Source organism: Nonomuraea sp. NPDC050404 (assembly GCF_040655495.1).
Taxonomy (GTDB): Bacteria; Actinomycetota; Actinomycetes; order Streptosporangiales; family Streptosporangiaceae; genus Nonomuraea.
In genome coordinates this window covers 459,907-473,856 of sequence record NZ_JBFAKB010000005.1, presented here as the reverse complement: position 1 = coordinate 473,856, position 13,950 = coordinate 459,907, and the positions used below count along the sequence as shown (strand labels likewise).

General features: G+C 68.7%; 12 protein-coding genes and 1 tRNA gene. 4 read left to right on the top strand and 9 right to left on the bottom strand.

What is annotated here, in order from left to right:
* Nucleotides 1–46 precede the first annotated feature (46 nt).
* The 9 genes from cysN to AB0I81_RS16440 form a co-directional block, all read right to left on the bottom strand.
* Nucleotides 47–1,309: a sulfate adenylyltransferase subunit CysN gene (gene cysN / locus AB0I81_RS16480; protein WP_360656784.1), complete on the bottom strand. Its 1,263-nt coding sequence runs from the start codon at nt 1,307–1,309 to the stop codon at nt 47–49.
* Nucleotides 1,310–1,383: 74 nt separating this feature from the next.
* Nucleotides 1,384–2,298, bottom strand: coding sequence for a sulfate adenylyltransferase subunit CysD (gene cysD, locus AB0I81_RS16475; RefSeq protein WP_360656782.1), 915 nt, complete (start codon nt 2,296–2,298; stop codon nt 1,384–1,386).
* Between the two features lie 19 nt (nt 2,299–2,317).
* Nucleotides 2,318–3,082 (bottom strand): 3'(2'),5'-bisphosphate nucleotidase CysQ, encoded by a 765-nt coding sequence (locus AB0I81_RS16470; protein ID WP_360656779.1) that lies wholly within the window; start codon nt 3,080–3,082, stop codon nt 2,318–2,320.
* Entirely contained in the window at nt 3,082–4,521 is a 1,440-nt protein-coding gene (locus AB0I81_RS16465; RefSeq protein WP_360656776.1) for a sugar transferase, read from the bottom strand. The genes AB0I81_RS16470 and AB0I81_RS16465 overlap by 1 nt, the downstream gene beginning before the upstream one ends.
* Nucleotides 4,522–4,632: 111 nt before the next feature.
* On the bottom strand, nt 4,633–5,217 hold the full coding sequence (pth, locus tag AB0I81_RS16460) for an aminoacyl-tRNA hydrolase (RefSeq protein WP_360656773.1): 585 nt from the start codon (nt 5,215–5,217) through the stop codon (nt 4,633–4,635).
* 78 nt (nt 5,218–5,295) lie between these two features.
* The gene (locus AB0I81_RS16455; protein WP_360656770.1) at nt 5,296–5,919 is read right to left on the bottom strand and encodes a 50S ribosomal protein L25/general stress protein Ctc; all 624 of its coding nucleotides are present in this window, start codon (nt 5,917–5,919) and stop codon (nt 5,296–5,298) included.
* A 97-nt stretch (nt 5,920–6,016) separates the two neighbouring features.
* Nucleotides 6,017–6,994, bottom strand: a complete 978-nt coding sequence (locus AB0I81_RS16450; RefSeq protein WP_360656767.1) for a ribose-phosphate diphosphokinase — start codon at nt 6,992–6,994, stop codon at nt 6,017–6,019.
* The gene (gene glmU / locus AB0I81_RS16445) at nt 6,991–8,442 is read right to left on the bottom strand and encodes a bifunctional UDP-N-acetylglucosamine diphosphorylase/glucosamine-1-phosphate N-acetyltransferase GlmU (protein ID WP_360656764.1); all 1,452 of its coding nucleotides are present in this window, start codon (nt 8,440–8,442) and stop codon (nt 6,991–6,993) included. Before glmU ends, AB0I81_RS16450 begins: the two co-directional genes overlap by 4 nt.
* 126 nt (nt 8,443–8,568) lie before the next feature.
* A tRNA-Gln gene (locus tag AB0I81_RS16440) sits at nt 8,569–8,640 on the bottom strand.
* 290 nt (nt 8,641–8,930) lie between these two features.
* Here AB0I81_RS16440 and AB0I81_RS16435 point away from each other — a divergent pair.
* The 4 genes from AB0I81_RS16435 (at nt 8,931) to AB0I81_RS16420 (ending at nt 13,934) form a co-directional block, all read left to right on the top strand.
* Nucleotides 8,931–9,869, top strand: a complete 939-nt coding sequence (locus AB0I81_RS16435; RefSeq protein ID WP_360656761.1) for an acyl-CoA desaturase — start codon at nt 8,931–8,933, stop codon at nt 9,867–9,869.
* Between the two features lie 79 nt (nt 9,870–9,948).
* Entirely contained in the window at nt 9,949–10,902 is a 954-nt protein-coding gene (locus AB0I81_RS16430; protein ID WP_360656758.1) for a TetR family transcriptional regulator, read from the top strand.
* Between the two features lie 118 nt (nt 10,903–11,020).
* Entirely contained in the window at nt 11,021–13,081 is a 2,061-nt protein-coding gene (locus AB0I81_RS16425; protein WP_360656755.1) for an RNA degradosome polyphosphate kinase, read from the top strand.
* On the top strand, nt 13,074–13,934 hold the full coding sequence (locus AB0I81_RS16420; protein ID WP_360656753.1) for an NUDIX hydrolase: 861 nt from the start codon (nt 13,074–13,076) through the stop codon (nt 13,932–13,934). Before AB0I81_RS16425 ends, AB0I81_RS16420 begins: the two co-directional genes overlap by 8 nt.
* Nucleotides 13,935–13,950 lie beyond the last annotated feature (16 nt).

Here is a 13,950-nt window from a genome sequence, read left to right as displayed (position 1 = left end):
CCCTAGCGCGGAGAGTAAACGACAGGTAAGGAAATCCCTTAAAGATCTACCTTGCGTCGAGGATCATGCCCGCGCCGACCGTGCCGTTCGTGGCCTCGTCCACCAGGATGAAGCCGCCGGTCATCCGGTTGCGCGCGTAGTCGTCCACGAACAGCGGCTGCGTGACGCGCAGCGACACCCTGCCGATCTCGTTGAGGCCGAGCGAGCCCGCCTCCTCGTCCCTGTGCAGGGTGTTGACGTCGAGCCGGTAGTGCAGGTCGCGGACCATGGCCCTGGCCGTGCGCGTGGTGTGCTTGATCGTCAGCTTGGTGCGCGGGCTCAGCTTGGCGCCGTCGGCCATCCAGCAGACCATCGCCTCCAGCTCCTGCGACACGCTCGGCTGGTTGTTGGGCCTGGCGATCATGTCGCCGCGCGAGATGTCGAGGTCGTCCTCGAAGCGCAGCGTCACCGACATGGGCGAGAACGCCTCCTCCACCGGCCCGTCGTAGGTGTCGATGGAGGCGATGCGGGTGGTCAGCCCGGACGGCAGGTGCACGACCTCGTCACCGGGCTTGAGCACGCCGCCGGCCACCTGGCCCGCGTAACCCCGGTAGTCGTGGAAGGCGGGGTCGTTGGCCCGCTGGGGGCGGATGACGTACTGGACGGGGAAGCGCACGTCGGTCAGGTTGCGGTCGGAGGCGATGTGCACGTTCTCCAGGTGGTGCAGGAGGGACGTGCCGAGGTACCAGGGCGTGTTCTCCGAGCGCGAGACCACGTTGTCGCCGTTGAGCGCGGAGATGGGGATGAAGGTGAGGTCGCCGACGTTCAGCTTGGACGCGAACGCGGTGAACTCATCCTTGATCTCCTCGAAGCGCTCCTGGGAGTAGTCGACCAGGTCCATCTTGTTGACCGCCAGCACCAGGTGCGGGACGCGCAGCAGCGAGGTCAGGAAGGCGTGCCGCCGCGACTGCTCCAGCACGCCCTTGCGGGCGTCGATGAGGATGATCGCCAGGTCGGCCGTGGAGGCGCCGGTGACCATGTTCCTGGTGTACTGGATGTGCCCCGGGGTGTCGGCGATGATGAACTTGCGGCGCGGCGTGGCGAAGTAGCGGTACGCCACGTCGATCGTGATCCCCTGCTCCCGCTCCGCCCGCAGGCCGTCGGTCAGCAGGGACAGGTCCGTGTACTCGGTGCCGCGGTCGCGCGAGGTGCGCTCGACGGCTTCGAGCTGGTCCTCGAAGATCGCCTTGGAGTCGAAGAGCAACCGTCCGATGAGGGTGGACTTGCCGTCGTCGACACTTCCCGCGGTGGCGAAGCGAAGAATGTCCATGGTTTAGAAGTAACCCTTGAAATTAGACACAGCCGGTCTTCCAACAGAAGCGGAACTGGTACGGACGGTCATCATCAGAAGTAGCCTTCGCGTTTACGGTCTTCCATCGCGGCTTCGGACGAGCGGTCGTCGGCCCTGGTGGCGCCGCGCTCGGTGATCCGGGTGGCGGCGATCTCCTCGATGATCTCCTCGACCGTGGCGGCCGTGGACTGCACGGCGCCCGTGCAGGTCATGTCGCCCACGGTGCGGTAGCGCACCACGGCCTCGAACAGCGGCTCGTCGTCGCCACGCTGGACGACGTCACCGTCGGGCAGCAGCATGCCGTCGCGCTCGAAGACCTTGCGGGTGTGGGCGAAGTAGATGGAGGGGATCTCGATGCCCTCGCGCCTGATGTAGTCCCAGACGTCGAGTTCGGTCCAGTTGGACAGCGGGAAGACGCGGATGTGCTCGCCCTGGCGGATCCGGCCGTTGTAGAGGTTCCACAACTCGGGGCGCTGGTTCTTCGGGTCCCACTGGCCGAAGTCGTCGCGGAAGGAGAAGACCCGCTCCTTGGCCCTGGCCTTCTCCTCGTCGCGCCGCGCGCCGCCGAAGACGGCGTCGTTGCGGTTGGCCTCGATCGCGTCGAGCAGGGTCGTGGTCTGCAGGCGGTTGCGGGAGGCGCGCCGCCCGGTCTCCTCCACGACCCGGCCCTGGTCGATGGAGTCCTGGACCGAGGCCACGATCAGCTTGGCGCCCAGCTCGGCGGCCCGGCGGTCGCGGAACTCGATGACCTCGTCGAAGTTGTGCCCGGTGTCGACGTGCATGAGCGGGAACGGGATCGCGGCGGGCCAGAACGCCTTCTCCGCGATGCGGAGCATGACGATGGAGTCCTTGCCGCCGGAGAAGAGCAAACAGGGACGCTCGAACTCGGCCGCCACTTCGCGCATGATGTGGATGGCCTCTGCTTCGAGCACGTCGAGCTGCGACGTCGTGTAGTCGCGCTGGAGCATGGGAGCTTCCTCCGGCGGTTCAGCGGTGCAGGTCCCGGATGCCGGCGAGCAGGGATGTCGCCAGCTCCGGTAGGGAAACCAGGATATCCGGTAGTGAGGGGTCGGCTTGGTTGTAGGTGGCCTCGGAGCCGTCGATGCGGCTCGCGTGGGCCCCGGCGGCCAGCGCGACGGCGACCGGCGCGGCGGAGTCCCACTCGTACTGGCCGCCGGCGTGCACGTACGCCTCGACCTCGCCGGTGAGCACCGCCGAGATCTTGGCTCCGGCCGAGCCGATCGGCACCAGGTCGGCGCCCACGAGGTAGGCCAGCTTGCGCACGAACTCGGGCGGCCGCGTACGGCTCACCGCGATGCGGAAGCGGCCCTTGTCGTAGGTGGGGATCTTCGGCGGCTCGCCGGTCGTCAGCGTGCGCCCCTGGGCGGGCAGCGCCACGGCCCCGGCGCTCAGCCTGCCGCGTTCCCACAGCGCCACGTGCACCGCCCAGTCGGCCCGGCCCTCCTCGGAGAACTCACGGGTGCCGTCCAGCGGGTCCACGATCCACACGCGCTCGGCCGTCAGCCTCCGCGGGTCGAGCCGCTCCTCGCGGGTCGCCTCCTCCGACAACACGCTGTCGCTGGGCCGCAGCCGGGCCAGCGACTCCATGAGGTAGACGTGCGAGGATCTGTCGCCCTCCGCCTTCAGCGCGGCAGGGTCGGTGAAACCCGTGCGCTCGCGGATCCGCAGCAGCCTCTCACCCGCCTCGGTCGCCAAGTCGGCGGCGAGGGCGTGATCGTCGCGAATCGTCATCAATATGCTCCTTGCCCGCGGGCGACGGCCGACCAAGTCTTCCACAGGATCTGGAGGTCCAAAGTAAGGGACCAGTTCTCCACGTAACGTAGGTCGAGACGTACGGATTCCTCCCAAGATAGGTCAGATCTTCCACTGACCTGCCACAGCCCGGTCAGCCCAGGGCGTACGAGGAGTCGTCTGCGCACGTCGTCACCGTAGCGCGCCACCTCGTCGGGCAGCGGAGGGCGGGGGCCCACCAGCGACATGTGGCCCCGTACGACGTTGATGAGCTGCGGAAGCTCATCCAGCGAGTGCCTGCGCAGCCGCGCGCCCAGCGGGGTGACGCGCGGATCGTTGCGGACCTTGAACAGCACGCCGTCCCCGTCGCTCACCAGAGTGATCTTCTGCTCCTCGGATCCGCGGCGCATTGTGCGGAACTTCACGATCGTGAACACCCTGCCGTCCCTGCCCACCCGGGTCTGGCGGAACAGGGCGGGCCCCGGGCTCGTCGCGCGCACGGCCACCGCCAGCGCCACCAGCGCCGGCGCCAGCAGCACCAGCAGCGCGGCGGCCACCAGCCGGTCGAAGACGTTCTTGACGAGCTGCCTGGCCCCGCTCAGCTCGGGATGCTCGACGTGCAGCAGCGGCATCCCGGCGACCGGCCTGATCGTCGTGCGCGGCCCTGCCACGTCCATCAGCGCGGGGGCCACGACCAGTTCGGTGTGGGTGCGCTCCAGCCGCCAGGCCAGCCGCCGCAGCGCCTGGCCGTCCATCTCGGGGCAGGCCAGCACGGCCACGGTGTCGGCCTCGTAGTGCTCCACCACGATCGGCACGTCGCTGAGGTCTCCGGCGACCGGAACCTCCGCCACCGACTCCCCCGCCCGCCCGCCGGGCAGGCAGGCGGCCACGACGTGCATGCCGTGGCAGGGCTCCTTGCGGAACAGGCGTACCAGCTCGGAGATCGACGCGGCGTGCCCGACCGCGACGACCTTGCGCATGCACGCGCCCGCGGCCCTGCGGCGCTGCAGCGAGTGGCGCAGGGCGTACCTGAAGACCAGGGTGAAGAGGGTGACCAGCGGCAGCGCCAGCACGACGTAGCCGCGGGCGACGTCGGTCTTGGTGAGGTAGGAGCCGATGGCGGTGCCGGCGGTCAGCGCCACGCCCGCCTGCACGACCCGGCGGAACTCCTCCGAGCCGACGCCGAGCATGCGCGGCTCGTAGGCGCGGTTGAGCGCCACCGCGCAACACCATACGAGCGGCAGCACCAGGCTGACCAGCAGGTACGGCAGCACGTACGGCGTCAGCCCGCCGAACCTGACCGTGAAGGCCGCCCCGGCGCCGAGCCCCGCGCCGCACAGATCGCCCAGCACGGCTCCCAGCCGGTAAGAGCGGACCCAGGAGGGCGTGCGCGGTGCGGTTCCCCGGCGGACTCCCTGCCCGGTCCTGACGACGGACATGAGTCCTTCACCACGCACGCATGTCTCCAGGTGTGACCAACTCCTGAACGGACAGTCACAGATGGTAGCCGCGTGGCGACCCGAGAACCGGCGAACGTCTCTATGTGGCGATCAGCGAGGAGGGCCGGAAATGTTCAGGTCGGCCCGGTGAAAGTCGTTCTGGGTGGCCTCAAGACCGCGTTCCCGCAGCGACTCCACCACGTCGGCGGCCCGGTCCACGAGGAAGGGCAGGTCCTTGCGCTCCATGGTGGCGAAGTCCCGCAACACGAAGCTCGCGGCGTCCATCCGGCCGGGCGGGCGGCCGATGCCGAAGCGGACCCGCAGGTAGTCGCGGGTGCCGAGGACCTTGGTGATCGACTTGAGCCCGTTGTGGCCGTTGTCGCCGCCGCCCAGCTTGGCGCGCAGCGCGCCGTAGGGGACGTCCAGCTCGTCGTGGACGACGATCAGCCGCTCAGGGCCGATCTTGTAGAAGTCGGCCAGCGCCTTGACGGGCCCGCCGGAGAGGTTCATGTACGTCAGGGGCTTGGCCAGGATGGCGGCGCTCGTCTCGCACACCTCGGCCCTGCTCTTGTGGGCCTTGAACCGCCCGCCGGCCCGTGCGGCCAGCTCGTCGAGCACCATGAAGCCCGCGTTGTGCCGGTTGCCGGCGTACTCGGCCCCCGGGTTGCCCAGTCCGGCGATCAGCCAGCGATCCATGCTCCCAGCCCTTCAAGCCCCTGATAGCGGAACGGGACGGCTCGAGTCCGGCCGCCCCGTTCACGATTGCACCCGCGGTTACTCGGCGGGAGCCTCGGCGGTCTCGCCCTCGGCGGCCGCGGCGGTCTCGCCCTCGGCGGCCTCCTCGGTCTCCTCGGGAGCCTCGACCGGCTTGTTGATGACCTGCAGGATGACGGTCTCGGGGTCGGCGATCAGCGAGGTGCCCTGCGGCAGCTTGAGCTGGGCGGCGGTGACCACGGTGCCGATCTCCAGGCCCTCGACGTCGACCTCGACGCCGGTCGGGATGTGGGTGGCCTCGGCCTCCACGGCGACGGAGATGAGCTGCTGGTCCAGCAGGCCCTCGGAGTTGACGTCGCCGACCGTGGTGACCGGGATCTCGACCGTGACCTTCTCGCCGCGGCGGACCAGGAGCAGGTCGACGTGCTCGACGAAGCCCTTGAGCGGGTCGCGCTGCACGCCCTTGGGCAGCGCCAGCTCATCCACGCCGTCACCCTTGAGGTGGATCAGCACGTTGGCGGTGCGCAGCGCGAGCAGCACCTCGTGGCCGGGCAGGGTCAGGTGGATGGGGTCGATGCCGTGCCCGTACAGGACGGCGGGCACCTTGTCGTCGCGGCGGATCTTGCGAGCGGCGCCCTTGCCGAACGTGGTGCGGGGCTCGGCTGCGATACGTACTTCGGACACGACATCTCCTAGGGATGCGATTGACGGATGCGTCGGCGCTCACCCTCACCCGCCCTAGCGGAAGGCGTTACGAGCGCAACCCCGCTAGTTTACTCGCTCAGGTGTCGCCCTCGAACAGGCTCGTGACGGAGCCGTCCTGGAAGATCTCGGTCACCGCGCGGGCGATCAGCGGCGCGATGGACAACACGGTGAGCTTGTCGAAGCGGGCCGCCTGCGACAGCGGCAGCGTGTTGGTGACGATGACCTCGGAGATCCGGGAGTTCTTGAGCCGGTCGACGGCGGGGTCGGAGAAGACCGCGTGGGTGGCGGCCACGATGACGTTGGTGGCGCCCTGCTCGTAGAGGGCGTCGGAGGCCTTGCAGATCGTGCCCGCGGTGTCGATCATGTCGTCGATGAGCACGCAGGTGCGGCCGCGTACGTCACCGACGACCTCGCTGACCTTCACCGAGTTGGCCACGTCGAGGTCGCGGCGCTTGTGGATGAACGCCAGCGGCGTGCCCAGCGTGTCGGCCCAGCGCTCCGACAGCCGCACGCGGCCGGTGTCGGGCGAGACGACGGTGGTGCTCTCCAGGTCGAGCTTGTTCTTGAGGTAGCTCTCCAGGACCGGCATGGCGAACAGGTGGTCCACCGGGCCGTCGAAGAAGCCCTGGATCTGCGAGGTGTGCAGGTCGATCGACATGAGCCGGTCGGCGCCGGCGGTCTTGAACATGTCGGCGATGAGCCTGGCCGTGATGGGTTCGCGGCCGCGGCCCTTCTTGTCCTGGCGGGCGTATCCGTAGAACGGCATGACCACGGTGATGCGCTTGGCGGAGGCCCGCTTGAGCGCGTCGACCATGATGATCTGTTCCATGATCCACTTGTTGATGGGCCCGGTGTGGCTCTGGATGACGAAGGCGTCGCAGCCGCGTACGGACTCCAGGTAGCGGGCGTAGATCTCGCCGTTGGCGAAGTCGATGAGTTTGGTGGGGGTAAGGGAGACGCCGACGTGCTCGGCGACCTCCTCGGCCAGCTCCGGGTGGGCCCGCCCGGAGAAGAGCATGAGGTTCTTCTCTCCGGGCTGCTTGATGCTGGTCATTGATCGCTCTCCCGCTGTTCTTGCTCGGCCAGCGCGCGCTCGGCGTGCGCGGCCGACTTGGTACCCGCGCGCCTGCGCAACACCCATTTCTCGATGTTGCGCTGCCGCGCCCGCGCCACCCCGATCGCGCCCGGGGGCACGTCGTCGGTGATCGTCGAGCCGGCCGCCGTGTAGGCGCCCTCCTTGACCGTGACCGGGGCGACGAGCATGGTGTCGCAACCGACGAACGCGCCGTCGCCCACGGTGGTCCGGTGCTTGTTGACCCCGTCGTAGTTGACGAAGACCGTGGAGGCGCCGATGTTGACGTCGTCGCCGATCGTGGCGTCCCCCGCGTAGGACAGGTGCGGCACCTTGGAGCCCCGGCCGACCTTGGTGTTCTTCATCTCGACGAACGTCCCGGCCTTCGACTTGTGGCCCAGTACGGTGCCGGGACGCAGGTAGGCGTAGGGGCCGACGTTGGCCTCCGGGCCGATCTCGGCGTGGTCGCAGACGGCGTTGCGGACCACCGCGCCCTCGCCGACGAAGGTGTCGGTCAGCGTGCTGGCGGGGCCGACCTCGGCGCCCGTCTCGATCACGGTGGCCCCGTGCAGCTGGGTGCCCGGGTGGATGACCGCGTCGCGGCCGATCCGCACATCGACGTCGATCCAGGTGCTGGCGGGGTCGATGATCGTGACGCCGGCGCGCATGTGCTCTTCCAGCAGGCGCCGGTTGAGCACCTTGCGTACGGCGGCGAGCTGCACGCGGTCGTTGACGCCCTCGACCTCGACGAAGTCGGCGGCCACGCAGGCGCCGACCCGGTGGCCGTCGCGGCGCAGGATGGCCAGGACGTCGGTGAGGTACTCCTCGCCCTGGGCGTTGTCGGTGGACACGCGCTTGACGGCGTCGGCGAGCAACGTGCCGTCGAAGGCGTAGATGCCGGAGTTCATCTCGTTGATGGCGCGCTGCTCGGGGCTGGCGTCCTTCTGTTCGACGATCTCCAGCACCGCGCCGGCCTCGTCGCGGATGATCCGGCCGTAGCCGGTCGGATCGGGCACCTCGGCCGTCAGCACGGTGACGGCGTTGCCGTCTGCGGCGTGCTGTTCGAGCAGACCGGCCAGGGTCTCGGTACGCAGGAGCGGCGTGTCGCCGTAGGTGACCAGGACCGTGCCGGAGATCGTGCCGACCTCTTCGAGCACGGTGCGCACGGCGTGACCGGTGCCGCGCTGCTCCCGCTGGACGACTGCGCGCGCGTCGGGGCTGCTGACGGCCAGGTGGCCGCCGACCCGTTCCAGCGCGTGGCCGATGACGACGATGAGCCGCTCGGGACCGAGATCTCGGGCGGCGGTGAGGATGTGGTCGACCAGGGCGCGGCCGCACACCTCATGCAGGACTTTCGGGGTCTGGCTCTTCATCCGGGTGCCCTCGCCGGCGGCGAGGACGATGACGGCTGCCGGGCGCGGCACACTCACGGACAGAGGCTCCCTGTGGCTGGACAGATCAGGGCATTTGGGTGCGTCAACCGCACCGCAACCCTCCCGACACCGTGAGGATACCTGGCCTCCCCCGATACGTTCTCGCCGGGGAGTGCCTCAAAGCTCCCGGAAGAGGACTCGAACCCCTACAAAGTGGACCAAAACCACTTGTCCTGCCGATTAGACGATCCGGGACAGATCGGACACGTGACGTCCGACACCCCCTACGATACCGACCCCGCGCCCACGCGCGCGCCCGTAATTGGCTCCCACACCCACCTCAGCCGTCAACAGCCCTGCTGACAGAGGGCTTGCGGCATGGCGCGCCGCATATCAGCCCGCCCGAAAAGGCACATCGCGCGAACCTCGCTCATCCGGCCCTCCTTCCATCCATTCCGGTCTTAGGTCTTCCTTACTTACGATGGCGTAGGTTACGGTTGCGTAGCCCGGACATTCAATCTCATACACGTCGTTGGAGGTCGCCAATGACCGTTACTGCCGAGCGCTCATCACCTGCCCCGAAGCCCGACTTCGAACCCGAGCCGAAGTCAAAGTCAGAACTGATCACCTTCGGCCTGGTCGTCGGGCTCCCCCTGATCGCGATCGCGGCGGCCGTGCCGCTCGCGTGGGGATGGGGCCTCGGCTGGACGGACATCGCCATCGCCTTCGTCTTCTACGTGGTCTCCGGGCTGGGCGTCACCGTGGGCCTGCACCGCTACTTCACGCACGGCTCGTTCAAGGCCAAGCGGCCGTTGAAGATCGCGCTGGGCATCGCGGGCACCCTGTCCCTGGAGATGTCCGTGCTCGACTGGGTGGCCACGCACCGCAAGCACCACAAGTTCTCCGACAAGGAGGGCGACCCGCACTCGCCGTGGCGCTTCGGACCCGGCTTCAAGAACATGTCCAAGGGCCTGTTGTACGCCCACATGGGCTGGCTGTTCGAGAGCGAGCGCACCAACAGGGAGAAGTACGCCCCCGACCTGTGCAAGGACCAGGACGTGGTCAAGCTGCACAAGTGGTTCGGCCCGCTGGCGATCGTCTCGATGCTGCTGCCCGGCGTACTGGGCCTGCTGCTGACCTGGTCCTGGCAGGGCGCCCTGACCGCGCTGTTCTGGGGCACCCTGGTCCGCATCGGGCTGCTGCACCACGTGACCTGGTCGATCAACTCGATCTGCCACGTCTTCGGCGAGGAGGACTTCCAGACCCGCGACAAGTCGCGCAACGTCTGGTGGCTGGCCATCCCCTCCTTCGGCGAGTCCTGGCACAACCTGCACCACTCCGACCCGACCTGCGCCCGCCACGGCGCGCTCAAGGGCCAGATCGACCTGAGCGCCGGCCTGATCCGGATCTTCGAGAAGCTGGGCTGGGCGTACGACGTCCGCTGGCCCACTCCCGAGCGCCTGGCGGCGAAGCGCATTGCCTAGCGGCACGTCCACGGCCTCCGCTGGCGGCGCCGCTCCGCGGGTGAGCGGTCATGCACCCATGACCGTCATTATGGAAACCGTGACCGAACCCCGATCTCGCAGGCGCATGTCCGGTAGCGAGCGAAGAGAGCAGCTGATCCACATCAGCCGCACCCTCTTCGCCGAGAAGGGGTTCGACGGGACCTCTATCGAGGAGATCGCCGCTACCGCACAGGTGTCGAAACCCGTGGTGTACGAGCATTTCGGCGGCAAGGAGGGCGTCTACGCGGTCGTCGTGGACCGCGAGATGCAGAAGCTGCTCGGCATGATCACCGAAGCCCTCGCCGCCTCCCACTCCCTGATCAAGCTGGAGCGGGCCGCACTGGCCCTGCTGCGCTACATCGAGGAGAGCAGCGAGGGCTTCCGCATCCTGGTACGCGACTCGCACGCCGCCTCGGGCACCGGCACGTTCGCGAGCCTCATCAGCGAGATCGCCAGCCAGGTCGAGGACGTCATGGCCGACGAGTTCGTGTCACGCGGCTATGACCCCAAGCTCGCGCCGATGTACTCCCAGATGCTGGTCGGCATGGTGGCGCTGACCGGCCAGTGGTGGCTCGACGTGCGCAAGCCGGGTCGCGAGGAGGTCGCCTCGCACCTGGTCAACCTGGCCTGGAACGGTCTCACCGGGCTCAACCCCAATCCGGCGCTCACCAGCACGAGCCGGGGGCACGTGCCCGAGGTCAAGCAGCCGCCCCGCGTCTCCGGCCCCGTCCCCAACTCCAGCGAGAAGGAGCAGCGCGAGCTGGACAAGGCCCGCGAGAAGGAGCTCAAGGAGGCCGAGAAGTTCCGCCAGCGCGAGCTCAAGGAGTCGGAGAAGGCCAGGGTTCGCGAGCTGAAGGAGCGTGAACGGCAGCTCAAAGAGGCGGAGAAGGAGCGCGAGCGGCTCCTGAAGGAGGCCGAGAAGGCGCGCGAGCGCGAGGAGAAGCTCCGCCAGCGGGAGGCCAGGCTGGCCGAGCGGGCCGCCCGCCTGGAACAGGTAGATCATCCCGAGTGAGCCTTGAACACGTGGGGCATCAGGGGTGACGATGGGTTTGAGCAGGGCCGACCTTCACGGGTAAGCCGTTGCGACTACGTTAACGTTCTGTTCAACCAAACGGGGCAATATACGCCATATGTCCGCGGAACCGTTCCAGCCTACTAATGACCTGCCTCTACCACAGGAGCGGTTTCTCAACCGCGAAGAGAGCTGGCTCCAGTTCAACGAACGCGTGCTCGAACTGGCCGAGGACGCCGCGCTGCCGCTGCTCGAACGGGTGCGGTTCCTGGCCATCTTCGCCAGCAACCTGGATGAGTTCTTCCGGGTACGGGTGGCCGGCCTCAAACGGCGCATGGCGACCGGCCTGCTGCTGCGGACCAAGAGCGGGCTCAAGCCGCGCGAGGAGCTGGCCAGGATCGCGATGGTCGCGGACGAGCTGGCCAGGCGGCACGCGGCGGCCTTCCACCAGCAGATCTCCCCGCAACTGGCGACCGAGGGCATCGAGATCGTCCGGTGGGACGACCTGGGCCGCGAGGAGCGCACCGAGCTGCGCAAGTTGTTCAGGGAGCGGATCAGGCCCGTCCTGACGCCGCTGGCCGTGGACCCCGCCCACCCCTTCCCCTACATCTCGGGCCTCAGCCTGAACCTGGCGGTCCTGGTACGCAATCCGGCGACCGACCACACGGTGTTCGCCCGGGTCAAGGTTCCTTCGCAGTTGCCCAGGTTCGTCCAGGCGTCCAAGGACCGGTTCGTACCGCTCGAAGACGTCATCGCCGCGCATCTCGGGCAGCTCTTCAAGGGCATGGAGATCCTCCAGCACCACGTCTTCCGGGTGACCAGGAACGAGGACCTCGACGTCGACGAGGACGTCACGGAGAACCTCATGCAGGCCCTGGAGAAGGAGCTGCTGAAGCGGCGGTTCGGGCCGCCCGTACGGCTTGAGGTCGAGGAGACGATCACGCCCGAGGTGCTGGCGCCGCTGGTGGAGGAGCTGGAGCTGGCGCCGCACGAGATCTACCGGCTGCCGGGGCCGCTCGACCTGTCGGGCCTGCACGCCATCGCCGACCTGGACCGCGGCGAGCTGAACTACCGGCCGTTCGTGCCCGCCGAGGTGATCAACGCCGAGGACGACCTGTTCGCGACCCTGCGCGAGCGCGACGTCCTGCTGCACCACCCGTACGACTCCTTCGCCACCAGCGTGCAGCGCTTCATCGAAGTGGCCGCGGAGGACCCGCGGGTGCTGGCGATCAAGCAGACCCTCTACCGCACCAGCGGCGACTCCCCCATCGTGAACGCGCTGATCGACGCGGCGGAGGCCGGCAAGCAGGTCGTGGTGGTCGTGGAGATCAAGGCCCGCTTCGACGAGCACGCCAACATCTCCTGGGCACGCAAGCTGGAGCGGGCCGGCTGCCACGTCGTCTACGGCGTCGTCGGGCTGAAGACCCACTGCAAGCTCGCCCTCGTCGTACGCCAGGAGCCCTCCGGCGAGCTGCGCCGCTACTGCCACATCGGCACCGGCAACTACAACCCCAAGACCGCCCGCCAGTACGAGGACTTCGGCCTGCTCACCGCCGACCCGCTGGTCGGCGAGGACGTCACGGACCTGTTCATCCACCTGACCGGCTACTCCCACCACTCGGCCTACCGCCGGCTGCTGGTCGCGCCGCACTCGATGCGCAGCGGCCTGGTGGCCAGGATCGAGCGGGAGATCGCCCACCAGCAGGCGGGCCGCCCGGCGCGGATCAGGTTCAAGACCAACTCGCTGGTCGACGAGCCCATCATCGACGCGCTCTACCGGGCCTCCAGGGCGGGCGTGCCCGTTGACCTGTGGGTGCGCGGCGTCTGCATCCTGCGCCCCGGCATCCCCGACCTGTCGGAGAACATCCGGGTGCGCTCGGTGCTCGGCCGCTTCCTCGAACACTCCAGGGTGTACGAGTTCGGCCTGGGCCGGCGCCCAGAGGTGTGGATCGGCAGCGCCGACCTGATGCGCAGGAACCTGGACCGCCGCGTCGAGGCCCTGGTCAAGGTCACCTCGCAACAGCACAAGGCCTACCTCATCGAGCTGATGGACCAGGTCATGGCCGACACCACGAACGCGTGGTGGCTCAACTCCGACGGCAACTGGGTCCGCCATCCCGGCGAGGACCTGCAGAGCCATCACATCGGCACGCGCCGCTGGAGGACCGTTGATGACTGACCCGCTCCGGGCGGCCGGAGCCGTCGTCTGGCGGGGTGACCAGCACGACCCCGAGGTGGCCGTCATCCACCGTCCCGCCTATGACGACTGGACCTTTCCCAAGGGCAAGCTGAAGTCCGGGGAGCACGTGATCGCCGGGGGCCTGCGCGAGGTGCGCGAGGAGACCGGCCTGACCGTGCTGCTCGGCCGCGCGCTGCCGCCCGTCCACTACATGAGCGCCGACCGGCTCAAGCGGGTGGACTACTGGGTGGCGCGGGCCGTCGCCGACGCCGGGTTCGAGCCCGGCGACGAGGTGGACGAGCTGCGCTGGCTGCCCGTGGCCGAGGCGAAGAGGCTGCTGACGTGGGAGTGGGACAAGGGACTGCTGCGCGCCCTGCACGTCGCGCCGCTGGACACCCAGCCCCTCGTGCTCGCACGGCACAGCTCGGCCGGCTCCAGGAGCGAGTGGCAGGGCGATGACGCGGCCCGCCCGATCGACTCCGACGGGATCTCCCAGGCGGCGAACCTGGCCACCGCGCTGCCCGCCTACCGGCCCGACCTGCTGATCAGCTCGCCCAGCTCAAGGTGCGTGCAGACGCTGGAGCCGTACGCGGCCGCGATCGGGGCGCCGGACGGGGAGCCGGCCGAGATCAGGGTCGAGCCGCTGCTCAGCGAGGAGGGCCAGGATCCGCGCAAGACCCCCGCGCTGGTACGCGGCCTTCCGGCGCCCGCGGCCGTGTGCAGTCACGGAAAGGTGCTGCCCGGTCTGATCGAGGCGTTGAGCGGCAAGCGGGTGCACCTGCGCAAGGGCACCTTCGCCGTGCTGCACCGGGCCGGCGGGCGGGTGGTCAGCGTCGAGCGTTACCCGACCTGACGGCCGGGGACCGTGC